At 36.4% G+C, this 19,706-nt stretch carries 20 protein-coding genes; 11 read left to right on the top strand and 9 right to left on the bottom strand.

The annotated features are described in order from the left end of the window. Window positions 1–467 precede the first annotated feature (467 nt). Both GQR56_RS07935 and GQR56_RS07930 read left to right on the top strand, forming a co-directional pair. The gene (locus tag GQR56_RS07935; protein ID WP_166110150.1) at window positions 468–1,661 is read left to right on the top strand and encodes a porin family protein; all 1,194 of its coding nucleotides are present in this window, start codon (window positions 468–470) and stop codon (window positions 1,659–1,661) included. Window positions 1,662–1,663: 2 nt separating this feature from the next. After that, window positions 1,664–2,122 carry a hypothetical protein gene (locus tag GQR56_RS07930; protein WP_029880433.1) on the top strand — a complete coding sequence of 153 codons (459 nt, stop codon included), beginning with the start codon at window positions 1,664–1,666 and terminating at the stop codon, window positions 2,120–2,122. Between the two features lie 50 nt (window positions 2,123–2,172). Here the strand turns inward: GQR56_RS07930 and GQR56_RS07925 are convergent, their stop codons facing one another. After that, entirely contained in the window at window positions 2,173–4,107 is a 1,935-nt protein-coding gene (locus GQR56_RS07925) for an EAL domain-containing protein (protein WP_240920919.1), read from the bottom strand. Window positions 4,108–4,534: 427 nt separating this feature from the next. On the opposite strand from GQR56_RS07925, the gene GQR56_RS07920 reads away from it, so the two are divergent. The 8 genes from GQR56_RS07920 (at window position 4,535) to GQR56_RS07885 (ending at window position 10,567) form a co-directional block, all read left to right on the top strand. After that, complete coding sequence (locus GQR56_RS07920) at window positions 4,535–5,464, top strand: hypothetical protein (protein WP_024611041.1); 930 nt, start codon at window positions 4,535–4,537, stop codon at window positions 5,462–5,464. 26 nt (window positions 5,465–5,490) lie between these two features. Next, window positions 5,491–6,390, top strand: a complete 900-nt coding sequence (locus GQR56_RS07915; RefSeq protein WP_166110144.1) for a DUF350 domain-containing protein — start codon at window positions 5,491–5,493, stop codon at window positions 6,388–6,390. Between the two features lie 3 nt (window positions 6,391–6,393). Then, complete coding sequence (locus GQR56_RS07910) at window positions 6,394–8,115, top strand: polyamine aminopropyltransferase (protein ID WP_166110141.1); 1,722 nt, start codon at window positions 6,394–6,396, stop codon at window positions 8,113–8,115. 79 nt (window positions 8,116–8,194) lie between these two features. Next, complete coding sequence (locus tag GQR56_RS07905) at window positions 8,195–8,608, top strand: DUF2170 family protein (protein ID WP_024611038.1); 414 nt, start codon at window positions 8,195–8,197, stop codon at window positions 8,606–8,608. Between the two features lie 35 nt (window positions 8,609–8,643). Next, window positions 8,644–9,336 carry a PspA/IM30 family protein gene (locus tag GQR56_RS07900; RefSeq protein WP_166110138.1) on the top strand — a complete coding sequence of 231 codons (693 nt, stop codon included), beginning with the start codon at window positions 8,644–8,646 and terminating at the stop codon, window positions 9,334–9,336. 73 nt (window positions 9,337–9,409) lie between these two features. Continuing rightward, window positions 9,410–10,048: a DUF4178 domain-containing protein gene (locus GQR56_RS07895; RefSeq protein WP_166110135.1), complete on the top strand. Its 639-nt coding sequence runs from the start codon at window positions 9,410–9,412 to the stop codon at window positions 10,046–10,048. Beyond that, window positions 10,045–10,365: a hypothetical protein gene (locus GQR56_RS07890; protein WP_166110132.1), complete on the top strand. Its 321-nt coding sequence runs from the start codon at window positions 10,045–10,047 to the stop codon at window positions 10,363–10,365. The genes GQR56_RS07895 and GQR56_RS07890 overlap by 4 nt, the downstream gene beginning before the upstream one ends. A 16-nt stretch (window positions 10,366–10,381) precedes the next feature. After that, on the top strand, window positions 10,382–10,567 hold the full coding sequence (locus tag GQR56_RS07885; protein ID WP_166110129.1) for a hypothetical protein: 186 nt from the start codon (window positions 10,382–10,384) through the stop codon (window positions 10,565–10,567). A 24-nt stretch (window positions 10,568–10,591) separates the two neighbouring features. Here GQR56_RS07885 and GQR56_RS07880 read toward each other — a convergent pair whose 3' ends face one another. The 5 genes from GQR56_RS07880 to GQR56_RS07860 form a co-directional block, all read right to left on the bottom strand. Next, window positions 10,592–10,996: a hypothetical protein gene (locus tag GQR56_RS07880; RefSeq protein WP_166110126.1), complete on the bottom strand. Its 405-nt coding sequence runs from the start codon at window positions 10,994–10,996 to the stop codon at window positions 10,592–10,594. Between the two features lie 10 nt (window positions 10,997–11,006). Continuing rightward, complete coding sequence (locus tag GQR56_RS07875) at window positions 11,007–11,528, bottom strand: hypothetical protein (RefSeq protein WP_166110123.1); 522 nt, start codon at window positions 11,526–11,528, stop codon at window positions 11,007–11,009. A 104-nt stretch (window positions 11,529–11,632) separates the two neighbouring features. After that, window positions 11,633–13,009: a class II fumarate hydratase gene (locus GQR56_RS07870; RefSeq protein ID WP_166110120.1), complete on the bottom strand. Its 1,377-nt coding sequence runs from the start codon at window positions 13,007–13,009 to the stop codon at window positions 11,633–11,635. Window positions 13,010–13,020: 11 nt separating this feature from the next. Further along, complete coding sequence (locus tag GQR56_RS07865) at window positions 13,021–13,386, bottom strand: hypothetical protein (protein ID WP_231613191.1); 366 nt, start codon at window positions 13,384–13,386, stop codon at window positions 13,021–13,023. A 101-nt stretch (window positions 13,387–13,487) separates the two neighbouring features. Next, entirely contained in the window at window positions 13,488–13,673 is a 186-nt protein-coding gene (locus tag GQR56_RS07860; protein ID WP_024611030.1) for a hypothetical protein, read from the bottom strand. A 202-nt stretch (window positions 13,674–13,875) separates the two neighbouring features. Between GQR56_RS07860 and GQR56_RS07855 the strand changes: the two genes are divergently transcribed. Beyond that, window positions 13,876–14,466, top strand: coding sequence for a DUF938 domain-containing protein (locus tag GQR56_RS07855; RefSeq protein WP_166110117.1), 591 nt, complete (start codon window positions 13,876–13,878; stop codon window positions 14,464–14,466). Here the strand turns inward: GQR56_RS07855 and GQR56_RS07850 are convergent. The 3 genes from GQR56_RS07850 to GQR56_RS07840 are packed head-to-tail and all read right to left on the bottom strand — an operon-like array spanning window position 14,443 to window position 19,662. Continuing rightward, window positions 14,443–15,582 carry a GNAT family N-acetyltransferase gene (locus GQR56_RS07850; RefSeq protein ID WP_166110114.1) on the bottom strand — a complete coding sequence of 380 codons (1,140 nt, stop codon included), beginning with the start codon at window positions 15,580–15,582 and terminating at the stop codon, window positions 14,443–14,445. The two genes, GQR56_RS07855 and GQR56_RS07850, sit on opposite strands and share 24 nt — an antisense overlap. 2 nt (window positions 15,583–15,584) lie before the next feature. Beyond that, window positions 15,585–16,955, bottom strand: a complete 1,371-nt coding sequence (locus GQR56_RS07845) for an alpha/beta fold hydrolase (RefSeq protein ID WP_166110111.1) — start codon at window positions 16,953–16,955, stop codon at window positions 15,585–15,587. Next, complete coding sequence (locus GQR56_RS07840; protein ID WP_166110108.1) at window positions 16,945–19,662, bottom strand: ATP-binding protein; 2,718 nt, start codon at window positions 19,660–19,662, stop codon at window positions 16,945–16,947. The genes GQR56_RS07845 and GQR56_RS07840 overlap by 11 nt, the downstream gene beginning before the upstream one ends. Between the last annotated feature and the right edge of the window lie 44 nt (window positions 19,663–19,706).

Raw genomic sequence — 19,706 nt, 5'->3', positions numbered from 1 at the left:
AGTAGGACATTACCAGGCTTCAAATTGTAGAAAGCCCGAATCTAACGATTCGGGCTTTTTTACGTCTGCAGAAAAGTGAAATCTGGGGGAATAATAAACAACTCGCACCATTTAACCATCAAATCTTCACATCAAACATCTTTATTAAATGCATTAGAAATACCTAGTTATAAATATTAGAGAACTTAAGTTATTAAATTTTATTTTTATACCCTCGTAAGTTAATAGTAATTAAATGCGCGATTATTACTCATTAAATATTATCTTATAAAACGTATATTTTGTTACAAAATGTAATTCATTGACTATAATAGTTACATCAAATTGATAACTTTGTTTCATACATTTACGTTTTAAGTTTCTATTTAATAAATAATGCCAATAGGGCAATAAAATAATCAAATTTCAAGCAAGCTGTTCAATTAACCTTATTAGTATTGATCTTAACAAAGGATCCATTTTTTCTGATGCGACATAAAATACTTTATCTTTTATTTATTTCAATTATGTTTAGCCATTCAAGCGCCTTTTCCAATGATTTTGAGTTTTCTGGTTACGCTAGGGTTATAGGTGGGTACTTAGATGAGAAAGATGTTGAATATAAAGGATACGAGGACAGTATTAAGTTCTCCCCCTCTAGTTTAATTGGTCTACAAGGTGAGTATCAATTTAATAATAACTGGTCTGCAACAGCTCAAGTTTTACTAAGAAGCGATAACACAACCGCGTCTGATAACTCAGGGTTGGAGTGGTTATATTTAACATATACACCTACAGATAATATTCAAATTAAATTAGGCAAATTGCGTACTCCTTTTTTTACTCTAAGCGATTTTTCAGATGTTGGCTTTGCATATCCGTGGATTAATCCCCCTCAACAAGTTTACGATACTTATCTTTTTAAAACCTTTAACGGTATAGATGCAGTTTATAAATTTGGAGCAGAGAGTTTTGATGTCACATTAGAGGGGTATTATGGCGAAGAGTCGGGAGAGATTGGTATCGGTACATTAAAAACGGGTTTTGAAGTTGATAACCTTTTGGGCTTTATTGGTAAAATTAACATCGAAAATTTAGAGTTTAGGGTTTCTCGCTATAACGGCAATATTAAACTTGATATTGAAGAAATAAAGCAGTTAGAAAACGTTTTGAATGGCCTCAATTTTACAAGAAGCGCTAACTCTGTTCAAACGCAAGGTAGAGCGCATGCAGAGCAGTTTGGTATAGTTTATGATAATTTAGATTATTTTTTTAGAGGTGAATGGGTTCGTATAAAAACAGATCTAGGAATAGTACCTATTATTCAGAGCTATTATTTAACCGCCGGTGTTAACTATGCTCCTTTTACTTATCATTTAACGTTTGCTGATAGTGACGTTGATATTCGCTCACCTGAAAATGAAATTCCACTAGGTATTGATGCTGATTTAGATAGATTAGCTTATGGATACAATAGTATTTTTGAAGACTCGACACCAGATTCCCTCAAAACATGGACTATTGGTGTGCGTTGGGATGTGTTACCAAACCTTGCATTAAAAGCTGAGTTTTCGGCACTTGAAGGTAATAATGTAAAAGACTCTTTTTTTGTAACTCCCGAAAATTCTAATTTTGATAAAAAAGCTAACTTGTATCTTATCGGTTTGGATTGGGTGTTTTAATTATGTGCTTTAAATTAACTCATATTATTAAAAAAATGGTAATACACCTTTTATTTATTGCGACGTTTATCGTTTTTACACCTCCTGTCTATGCGCAGAATGAAAAAATCTTAGATATTGTGATTGTTGTTAATACGCTAGATAAAAACTTATCTTTAAGTAAACAACAAATCCGTCATATTTATATGGGAGGCGCTATCAGTAGACAATTTAAAGCTGTTAACTTACCCGCTGGTAATCCTCTTAGGGTTAATTTTAATACCCGGATGGTGGGTCTTACAGAGTCTAGAATACAGGCGTATTGGGCACAAATGCGCTTTACTGGCCGAAGTAAACCTCCGATTGAATTTGAATCTGCAAAAGAGATAATAGAGTATCTCCTAAAAGAGGAAGATTCCGTTGCCTATCTACCTGTGGATACAGCTATACCTGATGGACTAACTATTATCTCATTTAATTAAAAGGTAAGTTACGTTATGTGTATCGCTCGTAAGCTTTGTGTTTTTATTTATTATGACCATGTGGGTTTTGTATCGCTTTTAGTTAGCTCTTTAAATCGTGTTTTTGCCTTTATAATTGCTTGCGGTAACTGGGATATACACACTGGCTTAGCAAAGTAATATCCCTGTATTTCATGGCTACCATGTGATATTAAATAATTAGCTTGGTCTGCGGTCTCAATTCCTTCACTACACACTCTTAAATCAAGACGCTGACCTAAATCAAGTATTGCTTGTAGTACAGCGGCATCTTTTCCTGAGCTTGCGTATTGATTAACAAACATTCGGTCAATTTTTAAGGTGTCAATTTCAATTTTAGTAAGGTAGCTTAAAGAAGAATAACCAGTACCAAAATCATCCAATGCAATTGATCCCCCCATCTGTTTTATCTGATTAAAGAATTCGTTAGCGCTTTCAAAGTTTTCCAAATAGCTAGATTCAGTTATTTCAAATTGAATATTTGCTATATTGATCTCGTGACTAAGTAGTTTACTTTTTACTACATGTATAAAATTATGATCTTTTAGATCGTGGCTAGAGAGATTCATTGAAACTAAAATATCATCGCTTATGAGTTTTTTTAGTATTTGCATGTCTTTAAAAACTTGTGTGATAACCCACTGGGTAATTGCTTTTATTTTTCCCGCTTGTTCAGCTATAGGTATAAATTCACCTGGAGAAACAAATCCTAGTTCTTCACTTTGCCATCTTATTAAAGCTTCCAGACCTTTTGCTTCACCTTTGTTTGATATTTTTAATTGGTAAAAAACCTTAAATTCATTTTGTGTTATTGCATTATTTATCTGGTTAGCAACTTGTGCTTTACGCTTATTATCTTCAAGCATTTTATAATGAAAAACAGTATATGAGCCTTTACCTTTATCCTTTGATGCGTACATCGCAATATCAGCATTACTGATAAATGTATTAATATTAAACTCGGCCTCTCTAGCGCTGGCAATACCAATGCTAATACCTGTAGGTATATCCCATCCGTTTATAGTAAATGGCTCCTTTATACCTTCAATTACATTTTCTGCAATATTGATAACAACAGAGTGTTCACCAATATTGGGTAACATAATTAAGAATTCGTCTCCTCCTAATCGTGCAATTATGTCGTTTTCTCGTAAATAGCTTTTTACTTTGTGAGAAACGGCTTGAAGCAGCTTGTCTCCGGTTTCATGACCAAGAGTATCGTTAACACCTTTAAAGCTATCGACGTCAAAAAACATAATAGCAATGTCTTGACCATTATTTTTACTATGGGTCAACTCGAGCTTGAGTAGCTCCATAAAATACATACGATTAGGGAGACCTGTTAATATATCGTAGTTAGCTAGTCGCTCCATTGAGTGTGTTTGCTCTAAAAGTTGTGCTGTGTGCTTATGATTAGTTTGAATTTGAGAGTCGATTGTTTGTAGTAATGTATTAATATCATTACCTAACTGAGATACTTCATCATTACTAGATACTCGATATTGAAGCTTGTAGTTTGTTGTTTTTTCAACTTTTTGTGTGAAATATGAAAGCTGTAATAGTGGATTCAACAAATGTTGGTATATCCAGAATGAAATAATAATTGTTAGCACAATAATTAAAACAACAAAGGGGACCGCGCTATAAAATAGGCTTAGTTTGCTTTCATCTAACGGTTTTTTAAAATCTTGTACTATTAGCAAGTACCCGATAGGAAATTGTTCTTCTCCAATTGCTTTTAAAGCAACAAGTCCTTCGTTAGTTGAGGTCACACCGAAAGGTAACTCTTTTACTTTTACATCAATGAGCTCAGGTTTGAAATTTTCAAGAGTTAAGTAGTTAGGGTGTACATAAGGTTGAATTAATTCCCAATTTGCATCAAACACATTCACAAATTTAATGTATTCATATCGCTCAAAACTTAAAAGTTCGGTAGTAATAGAGAATAAATCAACTTGATCAGACATTATTCTTAACAAGTTATCCGAAATGTTAGAAGACATAGCATCAAGATTTTGCTGAACAGATTGACGATATAAATTTTCGTGTTCATTAATAGCCAGAAAAAAAACTAAATTGGCACTCAGTATAATTAAAACCGTTGTTATTATAATAAATTTATATCGAATACTATGAAGCATAAAACTTAACCCTTAACCAAAATCTAATTTTAGTTATTATTTACGTAATTCAAAAATTCTTTAATTACAAAATAATTACTCATTTCACGCTTGCAGCATAAAAGTACAATACAAAGATTACTTTTAAATTTATATAGTAAATATAGCTGCTTATTTGATTTAGGTTGATTTACTTTGTTGTAATTTCATTCTTGGTTTAATAAGTGACCTGTGTAAAACTACGGTAGTTAATTTTGTAAATCAGGTGACATGAATGTCGAATATAAAAGCTTGGAAACTTATAAGCCTGTTTTGTTTGTTCGCAGTGCTTATGGGTTGCCAATCTAAAGAAGAGCAACTGCAGCAAACAATTCAAGAGTCTATTAAAAAAGCAGATACTGAGCTGTCAGAGCTTGGTGCCGCCCTTGAAAATGGAAGTGTACGTAATGCGGTATTACTAAGAGAATACGGTGAGCTTCTTAAAAAACAACAACCACAGCTCACAAAAGTTGTGGATGTACTTACCCTTGATGCCACGCGTCAAGGTGCACTTTATAGTGGCTTAACACAGCGACTTAAAGATATTAAAGGAACTTACTTAATTCCTCCTTACGAAGATACGCTACATAGTATTGATTTATTACGTGAAGCGACTAAACCAACGTTGTTTTCAGATGCGTTAACCGATCCTATTAATATGTTAGCTGATATGTCGAAGGGCTCTTTAGCCAGAGTTGGCGCTATTAGCCAACAAGCAGAAGGCGCTGGTGTTGGTAATCAAATGGTAGGTAACCCTAACTACGGTAATTGGCAAACAAATAGTAGCGGTATTAGCTTTTGGCAATGGTACGGTATGTACCGTATTTTAGGTGATGTATTTGACCGTGTTGAATATGGAAGCTGGAGTAAGCGTCGAAAGTATAGTTACTACAATGACTACGGACGTTCGCGTTATTCAAGCCCTAAACAAATTAAAACTCAAAGTGCGTTAGAAACACGCACACGCCAAACATACCAACGCCAAGGCAAGCAGTTCACAAGCCCTTACGCGAGTAAAAAAACAGGTGCTACAGGCTTAAGCCGTAGTAGCTACACACCGCCTAAAACCAGCAGTTACTCCCGTTCTAGTAGTTACAGTAATAACTCTGGTTCGGTACGTAATAGCAGTAGCAGAACCTCTCGTGGCGTGAGCCGTGGTAAGTAAAAGAATAAAGTTGGAGTTAGAATAATATGTACGAATTTAATGGAATAACTATGTGGTCACTGCAAGCGCTGGCGATTGATTTTGCAATTATAGTGTTGTTATTTGTGAGCCTTAAATATATTAAAGGTTGGGTTTCAAATTTACATGCAAATGACGAGATAACAGAGCGTGATAACTTTGCTTTTGGTATTAGCTTTGCAGCGGGCTTAGCTGCGCTTGCGATTGTACTAACAGGTGTTAGCAGTGGTGCTTTTGCTGTATCTCTTCAGCAAGAAGCCTTGCAAATGTTAGGCTATGGAGCATTAGCTATTGTGCTTATTAAGCTTGGTCACTTTTTTCAAGATAAAGTGGCGCTTCGTAAAGTAAGCTTACATGATGAAATTGTTAAAGGTAATGTTACAGCCGCTATTATTGATTTTGGTCATGTAGTGAGTGTTGCAATAGTTATTCGTTCAGCTCTTTTATGGGTTGCTACAGATGGTTGGCATGGTTTACCGATTGTAATTGCAGCCTTTATTATTGGCAGTGTTGTATTGTTGCTTGTTAGCCAATATAGAGTGCAGTTATTTAAACGCACAAATAAAAATGGCGACTGCCTACAGCAAGCAATTGTTGATGGGAATTTAGCGGTAGGTATACGTTATGCCGGATTTTTAGTTGGTAGCGCATTAGCCATTACTGCTGCGACAGGTATTGCTCCTTATGCTGCTGATAATATAAATACAAGTTTACTCTACTGGGCTATTAGCGCTGTTGTGAGTTTAGTGACATTTATTATTTTGCACTTAGTAACTATTAAAGTAATTTTATCTGGTTGCGATATTTCAGATGAAGTTAATCGTCAAAAAAATGTAGGTGTGGCGACTATTTCTGCAGCAGTATCATTTGCTGTGGGTATCACTATGGCAACCTTACTAGGCGCATAATCAGTGTCATCAACTAATACTCCCCCAAGTAAGTCTCGCTTACTTGGGCACGATATATTACTTATTACTGTTATGGCTGTACTTGCTGGGTGCGGTCTTATTTATGAATACCTACTTTCTCATTATGCAGGGCGCGTACTTGGCTCAGTAGAGAGTGCTATATACGCCATGATTGGTACTATGATTGTAGCAATGGGGCTCGGCGCTTTTTTAGCTCGATGGTTTAAAGATGCATTTACTGCTTTTGCCTGGCTAGAAAGTATTATTGCTTTGGTTGGTATGGGCTGTATTTTAGCGATAGCCAGTGTAATAGCGGTTAGTTATTCTCTTCCTCATTTATTTTCAAGTATTTTTAACTTACCCCCAGACGTTATTCTCAATGGTTACGTATTTCAAAAGCTACAAGAGTGGTCACGTTTTCTCCCTTATGTTTTTGGTTTAATACTGGGTTTATTTATTGGTATGGAAATACCGCTAATAGCACGTATTCGTCAGCACGTTTATGGACGATTTTTAGAAAACAACGCAGGTACTATTTATGGTGCTGATTATATTGGTGCCGGCATTGGCGCTGCCATTTGGGTAAGTATCATGCTCTCAATGCCTATAATGCAAGCTGCGGCGTGGACGGCATTATTTAATATACTTGCTGGGCTCGCGTTTTTATGGCGCTACCACACCCATGTGCGCTTTGCGAAGGCACTTTTAGTTTGCCATATAGTGTTGCTGGTGTTATTTGGGTTTATTTTGGTGTTTGGTAGTAGCTGGATGAATAATTTAAGTAACGTTTTATACAAAGATAAAGTTATTTACTCGCAAGCAACTAAATACCAACACGTTGTTTTAACCGAAAGGCTAAGTAAAAACCAAGCTCAGCCAATCACCGACTTATATTTAAATGGTCGTTTGCAGTTTTCAAGTATTGATGAGCAAATATACCACTCTATGTTGGTTTATCCTGCAATGCTTGCTTCTAATCGTCACGACCGCGTATTAATCATTGGTGGTGGTGACGGGCTGGCACTAAGAGATGTTTTAAAGTGGTCTGTAAATGAAGTGACTCTTATTGATCTTGATGGACAATTACTTAATTTATTTGGTCATAAAGATGGTGACTTTACTCCACCAAGCGACATTAATAAGCGCTTACTTACTCTTAATAACGAGTCGATGAAAGACCCACGTGCAAATATAATAGTGGGTGATGCATTTTTAGAAGTTGAAAAACTGCTCGATCAAAGTAAGCAATTTGACACTATTTTAATTGATTTACCGGATCCTAATCATCCTGATCTAAATAAAATGTACAGTGACTATTTTTATAACCACGTACGTCAGTTATTAGCACCTGATGGGGTAATGGCGGTGCAATCAACCTCGCCTTATCATGCTAAAAAAGCGTTTTTGAGTATTGCTAAAACGGTTAAAGCTGCTGGGTTTGAATATGTTGAGCAGTATCAGCAAAACATACCTTCTTTTGGGCAATGGGGCTGGACTATAGCAACTAAAATGGGACAGTCGGCTAGTGGCCGGATTAATGACGTAACAGTTATGCCTGTTCCATCAAGGTGGATTAGTAAAAAATATTTATTAGCGAGTTTTGCATTTCCAAATAATTATTTTGAACAAGTTAAAGATATTGAAGTCAATAGGTTAGGTTCTGGTCAGCTATATGATTATTACCGAACTGCATGGGAAATAGAAAGCGAATTGTATAAAAACTAACAAAACACGGTTGACATAATATGTCGACCGTGAGAATCTTAACTCAGACATAATATGTCAAACGACAAAAGGCAGAGACATGGAATTAAATGAACTTTCAATAAAATTAGCCTCTTTTGAAACTGAAGGTGCTAACTTTGAGTCTTTCTTGATTGCCAATCCTGGCGAGCAAGATGTTTTACAAGTTATTGTTGATGGAAATGATGAACTTCCAATTTTTGTTACGCGAACACAAGAGCAATTGTTATGTATTAGCTACTTGTTTGATGAAGATGAAGTTAAAAGCGAACTATGCAATGAGTTAAACGAAACACTACTTCGTTTAAACGTGCCAATTCCACTGAGTGCATTTGCAAAAATCGATAATAAATATGCGATTTTTGGTGCTCTGTCGGTAAATTCATCATTAGATGACATTACCCACGAACTAGTAACATTAGCCGATAACGCTATAGATGCACTAGAAGCCGTGACCTTGTATTTAAACGATTAGTATACTAATCCAGGTAAGTTTTTGGAGTTAAGATTATGAGTATTTTAAAAAAATTATTTACAGCAATACGTGGTGGCGCTCGTGAAGCCGGCGAAGCAATTGTAGATGCTAACGGTATCCGTATTTTTGAGCAAGAAATTGCAGATGCACAAAATGCATTACACCGTGCAAAGAAAAGCCTTACAGAAGTAATGGCGAAAGAAATGCAAACTAAGCGTAAAATTAGCGCTGTAGAGGCATCTATTGCAGAGCATGAAGCATATGCAGGTCAAGCGCTTGAAAAAGGTAACGAAGCGTTAGCACTAGAAATTGCAGAAAAAATTGGTGATTTTGAAACTGAAAAAGCAGAGAACGAACAAGTGCTATCTGGTTTTAGTAACCATATTGTAGCGCTTAAGCAGCAAGTTAAAGATGCTGAAAAGTCGATTAAAGAAAACCAACGTCAACTTACAATGGTTAAAACGACTGAAAGCGTACAGCAAGCAACTATGGCAGTTAACAGCACGCTTAATACAAACAGCTCGTCTATGACGTCTGCTCGTCAATCACTTGAGCGTATTAAACAGCGCCAACAAGATCGTCAAGATCAACTAGGTGCAGCAAAGCAGCTTGAATCAGATGTTAATGGCGATGATTTAAAAGCAAAAATGGCAGAAGCAGGCATTGGCGATACAAGCCCAAAAAGTGCCGATATTTTAGCTCGCATTAAAGCAAAGCAAAATAGCTAATACTTACGTCCATATTTTAAAAAGGTAACCGAGCTTATGCTTTGTTACCTTTTTTGCTTAAAGGCAGTTTTCTATGTTTAATTTTTTCAAATCTAAAAAAGCACCAGAGCGCCAGCTTAACCATGTAAGTGAGCTTAAACAAGGTGACATGTTTACCGTTATTGATTCGTTTGCTTATCCTGCGTGGTTAAAGGGCGAAACGTTACGAGTTACTGATATTCAAACCTATCAATATCAGCATAGTAGTGATACTGAGTTTGTGCTTGAGACAAACAGCGGACAAGTTGTATTTTTACAAATAGAACAAGATGACGGCGAAGCATGGGCTAATTTTTCTATTAAAATTCAGCGTAATGAAGTTGAAGAAATTTTTGGTCTTGATGAGTTTGCACGTATTTTTGATGAAGAGTCATTAACACATATAACAGTGCAAAATACGCCAGAGCGCTTTACGCAGTTTTTAGCTAAAAGCTATAAACAAAGCGAATCACCTTACGTATGTTACTTCCATAATAAAGATTACCGCAGCCAAACTTTACCTCGTTATGAGCAAGAAGGTGGAGAGCCATGCGAAATGATTTGCTTAGTATCAGATGATGAAGGCTATGGTTTGAATATTGAAATTTGGGACGGTGGTGAAACTGAAGTATCACTAACATTAACACGCCCAATTACTGACATAGTGGATTTGTTTCCTGGAGATGCTAAGTGAGTGATGCTAAAGAAAAGTGGTTGCGCCAAGAGCAAGCCGTACGCGCTACACAAATGGCATTCGATTTAAGCAGTGAAGTTCAAAAGCTGATAAAAAAGCAAGCTATCGATCAAGAACTCACGCCATCGGATATGATCCGAAAAATACTCGACTTAGATGTAAAATCAAAAAAAACACGTCAACGCCTATCGTTTAACCTAAACGATGATGAAATAGCGCAACTAGCTAGTCGTTTTGACGTCCCCAGTGATGATAAGCGTGCTGTAAAGCAGCAAGTTGCTGAACTTTTAATTGCTCATACCAAACAAGCTAAGTAGCTTAAATTAGATCAATATGAATATAATTTTAATTGCTTATTTATTTATTTTTGCTTTGTTTGGTACGGCGGCGAGTTATTTTTTACGTTTTATTTATACGTATTGGGTGCTCAATAAAATGCAAATGAAATACATCATTAAAGCTGGGATTTGCGTGGTGATGGTGGTTGTTATTTCAGCGTTAATTCCTTACTTAGGCTAACGCTGAAATAATCTTTTTAGCACTTTATTTTATATCAAACGATTGGCATTGCTGTTTAATACATAGCGACTGTACTTCTAATACAGGTAAACAATCAGTTAACCCTTGTGCTTTATTTTGAATTTCTTCTTGTTTTGTTATTTGCTGTGCAATTTGATCTGCTTTTTCTTGTGAGGTGTTGAGTGTTGAATAAACTGCGTATCTACTTGGTCCGCCGCATGCTCGTGCGCCAACTTCAAGCACCTTACATTGAAAACTAGCAGTACAGCTATTATTACTCTCAATGTTGCTAAGATCATAGTTCAAGTCAGACAAGTTTTTACTTTGTTCATTACCTGACATTGTAGTACTAGCACAGCCACTGAGTAATAAAATACAGGTAGCAACACTGGCAATTGATAGCTTAATTGCAGATGGCAAACAACTCATAATGTAATCCTTAAAATGCACTTACCGCTGAACTTTCAAGTTTAACACATTTATTTTCAACACACTGCGTGCTTGGTGCAGTTAAATGCTGACACGTGCTCATCATCCCTTTTTGTTCATTATAATTACTTTCAAGCATAGTAATCTTTTTACTAAGGGCTGAAACTTCTTTTTCGGTTGTTGTTTTAGTCGAATATACAATATAACTGCTAGGTCCGCCACATGCGCGACTACCCACAGGGCTTACTTTGCATTGTGTATTTGTATCGCATTGCGTATCGGTAATAAGGGTGTTTAATTCGCTTTTAGTTGTTTTTATATCGTTAAGAGAAACATTTTTTAAGTTTGTTTTTTCTAGTTTTTCGATTTCAGTACGTGACGGTATATTTTTATTTTCTAGTTGTTTTTCTGGTGCTGGCTTTGGCGTTACTTTTACAGGACTTGCAGGTGCTTCTTCTGTTTCGGTGGGCGTTGTATCCAAACATGCAGTTAAACATAGAGGTAAAAGAATAGCTAAAAATGGGGTACGCATAACAAACCTTGATAGTGATGAAATATTCATCACTATCATACACGGTGCATTTTTTACGGCAATAAAAACTATATTATCAAGTAATTAAAGCCATTATTAAATGCTTACAACCCACCTTGAGTTAACTTGGTAGGGTTTAGTAGTTTTTCAAGTTCATTACGTGATAAGTCGGTTTCTTGCTCCGCAACATCAATAATAGGACGTGCTTCTTTATAGGCTTGCTTTGCTATTTTTGCCGCTTTTTCATAACCGATCACCGGATTAAGTGCGGTAACTAAAATTGGATTTTTAGCGAGCGCCTTATCAATATTTGGCTGGTTTACTTTAAAGCTGGCAATAGCTTTATCGCCTAACGCTTGTGCACTATTGGCAAGTAATTCTATGCTTTGTAAAATATTATAAGCAATGACTGGCAGCATTACGTTTAGCTCAAAATTCCCAGCCTGTCCGGCTACGGTAATAGTGGCGTCGTTACCAATAACTTGAGCGCTTACCATGGCAGCCGCTTCTGGTATTACGGGATTTACCTTACCAGGCATAATAGATGAGCCTGGTTGCAATGCTTCAAGCTCTATTTCACCTAAGCCTGCAAGTGGTCCTGAGTTCATCCAACGTAAATCGTTCGCTATTTTCATTTGTGCTACAGCAAGTACTTTTAATTGCCCAGAAAGTGCAACAATAGCGTCTTGTGAGCCTATGTTATAAAAAAAGTTACTACTAGGCGTAAATCTAATACCTACATTAGCGCTAAGGTTTTCTGTAAACTTTGCTGCAAATTTAGGATCGGCATTAATACCAGTGCCAACGGCTGTGCCACCTTGTGCAAGTTCGCAAACACGCTCTAAACTATGTCGAATTCCCGCTGCTGCATGATTAACTTGTGATTGCCATGCGCTTAGAGTTTGATCAAACGTTACAGGCATTGCATCCATTAAATGAGTTCGACCAGTTTTAACAATATGGCCTACTTCAGCTTTTTTCAGCTCTAAGCTTTGCGATAAATTTTCTAGTGAAGGAAGTAGCTCATATACCACGTTTATCGCACTACTTAATGCAATTGCGGTAGGTACTACATCATTAGAGCTTTGCCCCATGTTTACATCATCATTAGGGTGAATGCTTTCACTGCCTATACGACTAGCAAGCGTTGCAATAACTTCATTGGCATTCATATTTGAGCTTGTGCCCGAACCGGTTTGAAAAATATCAACGGGAAAATGCTCAACATGCTCGCCATCAATAATTGTTTGGCAAGCTTGTTCAATTGCATCGGCTTTAGTTTTACTTAAATGCCCAAGCTCACAGTTACTTTGTGCAGCGGCTTGTTTTATATAAGCAAGTGCAGTTATAAATTGCTTTGGCATAGAAAGACCACTAATTGCAAAGTTATTAACCGCACGCTGTGTTTGTGCCTGATAGAGTGCATCTGCAGGTACTTGTAGTTCGCCCATGCTGTCTGATTCTGTTCTAAATTGGCTCATAAGTGTGCTCCTTAAAAAGGGTTGAATTCGTGACTAAGAATACGAGCTTCGCGCTCAAGTATTAAAAATTGTGCAATATTGTTATGAACTTTATAAAAACGTTTTAATGCCATGAGTGGTTTATATAGCTGGTCTAAGCATTGTTTACGAATAGCATTATGTATAAGAGGGTCGCACATTTTATTCATAATTTCATGGTGTGTGCGTCTAAGATAAAACTCTTGAAGCAAAGGGTTATTTTGTCGCTCAAAATTTTTGGCTACGTTAAGTGCGGTTTCTATGTAATCGGCAACCAGCATTGGAGCGTGTAAGCCGGGTCTTAAGCAATGGCAAGATAGTTCTTGATGGTAACGATGCAGTGCATGATCTGAGGACATAAAAAAACCGACTCAAGTTAACGATAATAGTTATCATTACATTTAATCGGTTTCAGTGTAAACAGTTATTATAAAAATTATTTGCGGTATTAATTTGAATTTTAATTATAGCCAAGAATAAATATCTGGTCTGTTTCATGTTTAGTCATCGCCTTTTGATTATGTTTAGGGTGCGAAAGTAAATCAATTACTGTAGCTCTCATATCAACGGCGTAACTATGATCGTCGGTGGTTTTTTCTGTTATGGCAACGGCTGCATCTACAGCGGTATAAGGGGGTATATGCATAATTTTATCCTCTGGCTCTTTAATATAAGTTAAACCCTTTATTGGGCTAGTTATGTAAAAGCATATTACATACCAACCATAATGAACTTATTTAACTTCATGATAGTTAGGATGTTTAATAATTATCTATTTTTTCAACACGACAAAATAAGTTAAATTTGCTTTACTGTTGTGCATTAATCCACAATTTTGGTGCACCGTAATGACAAAGCCATTTTCACAAGCCTGTGAAAACAATAAAACCCCTATTTTAGAGCAATTAAAAGACGTTTTAAAAAGCACTAAAACAGTACTCGAAGTAGGTTCAGGAACCGGTCAGCACAGTGTGTTTTTTGCAAAGCAATTACCGCATTTACAATGGTATACAAGTGATCGAGCTGTAAATCACGAAGGCATTAATTTATGGCATAGCGAGGTTAATTTAACTAATTTACATGCACCACTTGAGCTTGATTTAAATAATGAGTGGCCAATAGATAAAGTTGACGCTATTTATACTGCAAACACATTTCATATAGTTAGTTGGCAATTAGTTGAACGTTTTTTTGACGGCGTTAAGCGCCATTTAAATAGTGAAGGTAAACTTTGTATTTATGGACCATTTAAATACCAAAGTAAATTTACTAGCTCGAGTAATGATGACTTCAATACGTTTTTAACAGATCGAGATCCGTTAAGTGGAATAAGAGATTTTGAAGCAGTTGAACAATTAGCAAAGCAAGCAGGGCTTACGCTTATTAGCGATACAGCCATGCCTGCAAACAATCAGTTACTCGTTTTTAAACGGCAGTAATGAAGTACATTGCGCTTTATATATATCAATATGATGGCGTTCACGTTTTAAATAGTCACTTATTGCATTACTAAAGTCGCTATCAACAATATGGTGAGCTGAGTAGGTAAGTACGGGTTCAAATCCGCGCGCTATTTTATGCTCACCCTGTGCCCCAGAATGAAAGCAGCTGAGCTTGTGTTTTATAGCAAACTCAATACCTTGGTAATAGCACAATTCAAAGTGAAGCGAATCTACTTCTTCGCTTGCTCCCCAGTAACGTCCGTAAAGCGTATTTTCGCCTACTAAACTAAGTGTTGCAGCAATCACGTTGTCGTCTTTTTTTGCTAACATAATAACGAGGTTATTCGCCATTAATGCATGTAAAAGCGTAAAAAACTCCATGTTTAAATAGCCTAAATGACCAGAGCGCTTTAAATAGGTGCGCTGATAAAACTCACAAAATAACTGCATTATCTCTGGCGTAATTTGTGTGCCTTGCAGCCATTCAATATCAATATTTTGTTGCGCTATTTTAGCTCGCTCTTTTTTAAGTGACTTACGTTTACGCGAGCTAAGCATTTGCAAAAAGTCGTCAAAGGTTTCAAAGCCTTTGTTAAACCACTGAAACTGCACACCGACTCTTAACATGGCGTGCTGCTCAGTTAATGATGTGGCTTGAGTTTGGTCGCAAAAGTTTACATGCCAACCAGACCAACCTTGCTGGGCACTGTGTACGCTAAGTTGTTCTGTAATGTATTGGTACACAGCGTTAGGGTTAGCGTGTTCAATAGCAATACGCTTGCCTTCAATAGGGCTAAACGGAATGCCTGATAGCCACTTGGGATAATACTCTAAACCATGCTTTTCGAACGCTTCAGCCCATGCCCAGTCAAATACGTACTCGCCGTATGAATGACTTTTTAAATACCCGGGTGCAAGTGCAACGAGCGTATCACCTTCAAAAATAGCTAAGTGGTGTGGCTGCCAACCGCTTTGCTGTGTTACACATTGGCTTTGCTCAAGGGCATATAAAAATGCATGTTGAGTAAATGGCTCATCGCCGAATAAGCGTTGCCACTGCGCCTGATCAATTTCATTAATACTACTAAACCATTGGTGCGAAAACGTTCTCATAACTACTTACCTTGTACGTGTTCTACGTTTTTAATAAACGTACTAATTTGCATTTTAAGCTCGGTAAAATGAGGATTATAAGTTAAGCGTTGTAAAGCCGGGTATTGCTTTAAGTTAGCGCTTGTACGCTCTCCTAGCTGTGGGTTTTTAGTTGTTTTACATGTTTTATACAGCGGCTCGTCGTTAATAAAGCTGCCGCAATTACGATAGGATGCATTAACTCCGTAATGTAGATTTTGTGGTGAGTTAACAACCGCTATATGCGATATACCATGAATTTTTTTACACTGCTGTGTAGTGCATTGCGGATTACTTACTGTGTAGTCACTCGTAAAGCCCGTTGGTAAAATATCGGTGCTTCCATAAAGTACTAAAGTATCGAGCGGCTTATATTTGATTGAATTACCTTTGTGTAATGCACTCAATAATTTTAGCGTGGCACGCGTATCTATCGTGGTATCAATATCGCTAAGTACACTAAAAATAGGCAATTTAAGTGCAGGGCGTTTACTCAAACTACCAATACTAGCAAGTGACATTGCATCGTACGAAGCGGTAGCTGCATTTAACGGAAATGATTCATACTTAGCAAAGTCTACATCAGCATCTTTATCTATCCAATTAACAAACGGAATAGCATCAATCCATTTTGCCATCCAACCTTGCTTATTATGTGGTTCAGAGCCAGGTGAATAAAGCATAAGTGCTTTAACTTTAGATGAAAGAGGTTGTTTGGTTACGTAATCAATAAGTAACGCAGCACCGGTAGAGTAACCTGCAAGTATCACCTCATCAAAGTCTTGTACTGAGCGTTCAACTGCGTATTTTATTGCCTGTTGCCATTGGCTGATTTTTACGTTTAATAGAGCGCTTGCCGCGCTTCCGTGTCCAGGTAATAAAATAGTTCGTACAGTATAACCTTGTTGATAATACACTTGTGCTAAATCGTGATATGTAAACGGTGTATCGGTTAACCCGTGAATTAATAGCGCGACCTTATTACTGTTTGGGTATGTTAGTTCAAAAGGAGCAATAATATCTGCAATAGTAGGGTCTAATTTACGCTTCCCTTGTGCTATTAATTGTTGATATGTTTTTGTAATTACAGGGCATGATATATTTGCACGTGGATTAGCTTTATTAATATGCTGGTAGGCGTAACTTAAATAATCATCGAATGGTAAAGCAGCATGGTAATTAAAAGGCTGGTGGCTGTGCTCATTTTCAAAACGTAATAAACCTTGTTGCTTACTTTTCGTTATAAATTTAAAGTCGCTCGCTTGTTCTATACAGTTTTGAGCGACAGCAATATGAGAGAAAAAACTTAAAACCACACCAAAAAATACACTTAAAACTAAACCGCTATTGTTCATTTACTTCTACATATTGGACTAAACATTCAGTTAGCTTAATGAGTTCAAGCGGTTTTGCAAGATGTTGATTAAATCCAACTGCTTGAGCGTGTGCTTTATCCTCTGGCATAACATCGGCGGTTAAAGCAATAATAGGGAGTTCTTGCTCTGTTTTAAATTGCCTAATAAGTGCAGTGGCTCTATAGCCATCCATAATAGGCATTTGGCAATCCATGAGTACTAAATCAAAATGTTGATTTTTAGCAATATCAACAGCAAGTTCACCATTTTCTACTACGTACGGCACAATACCTAACGAACCAAGCATTGCTTTAATCACCATTTGGTTTACTGGGTTATCTTCTGCTACCAAAATATTTAAAGACGCAATATTAGTATTTTCAAAGGTAACAAGAGGTTGTTCTTGTGGTTCAATTGTTTCTAATTGTATTGAGAATGAAAAAGTAGATCCTTTATCTAATTCACTTTGAACTGTTAATTTTGCACCCATAAGTTGGCTTAGTTCTTTTGCTATTGTTAAGCCTAGCCCGGTGCCCCCAAACTGTCTTGAAGTAGAGTTATCGGCTTGAGTAAATGCGTTAAACAGTTTTTGATGTTGGTTTGCTTTAATTCCAATGCCTGTATCAGAAACAGCAATAGCAAGCTGAACTTTATTAGCCGAGACAAATTCAGCCTCTATATTTATTGTAACACCGCCTTTGCTCGTAAATTTAATGGCGTTACTACATAGATTAAGAAGTATTTGTTCTATTCGCATAGGGTCGCCAATAAACCAAGTATCTACGGGGAGTTTATTATTAATTTTCCAATCAATGTTTTTATTATTAGCGCTGTGTTCAAACATATTATCAATACGCTGTACAAGTGCATTTAAATCAAATGGAATGGACTCAAGAACTAAGCGTTGCGATTCTATTTTTGAAATATCGAGAATGTCGTTTATTAAGCTTAATAGGCTTTTAGATGAAGAGTTTATTTTGTCTAAATAACCAATTAATGTGCTGGCGCTATCCTCTTTGCGAGCAAGCGAAGAAAAACCAATAACAGCATTAAGTGGGGTCCGTATTTCATGACTCATATTGGCTAAAAATTGACTTTTAGCTTGATTGGCTAAATCAGACTGTTTTTTAGCTTTTACTAGAGAATGCGTACGCTCAGATACTTGGCGAGTAAGTGCAATTTGCTGCTGATTAAATAAGAGTAATACAATTAAAATTAATGAACATACTGCGACTTGTAATATGAGTAATAACAACGCAAGTTGATTGTTATGCTGTGCTAAAAAGCTTTCTATTAAAGTTAGTTTTACAATCCACTTTTGCCCTGCAAAGTCGATTGTAAATGACATTAAACTGCTTCCTTTTGCTTGTTCGATATTTTCTGAGTAGTTACTATAAAATGGCGGTTTATCTATGTCTTCATAAATACCAATAGAAAACATATCAGACTGCTCTTTAGAAATTGCTTGTTCAATAATACTACGTACTAAAAATACACCAGTGGCATAGCCTTTAATGGTTTCTTTATTGTCTTGAGCATAAACAGGTGCAAATAATAAATAAGCCGGTTTTGGTTGTTTGGTTTGTATAAGCTGAATTATTTTAGTCCCTACAGGCATATATTTAATTGAAGGGTTGAGTAGTGAGGATTTTCTATCAGGGTTAGAAAATACATTAAAACCAATTGCTTTTTGGTTTCCGTTAAAGGGGGCTATGTATTTTACGATAACAAGTGGATCATCTTCTTCAAGTGGTTCCCCTACAATATCAATATCTAAATGATAAATGTTTGACATTTCTTGAGTGAACGCTTGGCGCTGATCTTGTGGTATTTTTACATTCCACGATAGAGCTTTAATAAATGATTCTTGTGTAAGTAATTGGTTGGCGTAAGAATAAAAATCTTGTTGGCTTAATATAGAAGACGACTGCATTTGGCTTGCTAAACTTTGCACCGCAATAATACTGCTATTGGTGTGCCTATAAAGACTGTTTTCTATGACGTGAACTTCGCGTTCAGCAATTTTAATTGTATTTCTACGGTTTTCTTGATCATATAGCTGAGTTGTAACCGCTACCGATACAAATAGAATAGAACATACTGCTATTGTGGGAAGTACAGAAACACTATGTTGATAAGATTTTTGTGGTAACAAAGAAAGTAAAAATGGAGTGGCAATTAATACTCCTAATGTATCGCCTAACCACCAGTAAACTACATTTTCCCAATGGTTATCTATGCTATAAACAGAGTTAAATTGACTCAGTGCAAATACACCAAAATTAGCTGAAATTAAACTAACTAAAATGGCGATAACCACAATAAAGTAAATAATATTCTTTCGCTTTTTAAAGCGTAGTGGGTGCCCTAACCAAAACTTTAAGAGCGCAGCACCTAGCATTGCTTGCATTACAACACCAAAGGCAATATACATTGCCTCATTAAATGAGTTACCTACAAGCACCATTTCATGAGCTGAGCTATCAAAAATATTTAAATTAAATGCGATTGCTGCTACAAACAAAGGCGGAATAAATCGCCACCACCATATATAACAACCAACTAAAGCAATACCTGCGGGTAGCCAAATGGGAATAATTTGCGAGTTAAAAGCGAGTTTAGTAAGTGTAATACCGACTAAAAAATAAGCCAAAGCAAAAAGTATGTAAAAAATAGCAGAATGATATTTTGAATTAAAATATTTCACATAAGTCCCAAGCAATTTTTATTCTTATTTTTAATAGCTATCAG

The organism is Pseudoalteromonas sp. Z9A5 (assembly GCF_011378875.1).
In the GTDB taxonomy this organism is placed as follows: domain Bacteria; phylum Pseudomonadota; class Gammaproteobacteria; order Enterobacterales; family Alteromonadaceae; genus Pseudoalteromonas.
Note: the sequence above shows the minus strand (reverse complement) of the source record. Positions and strands in the feature narration are given on the sequence as shown.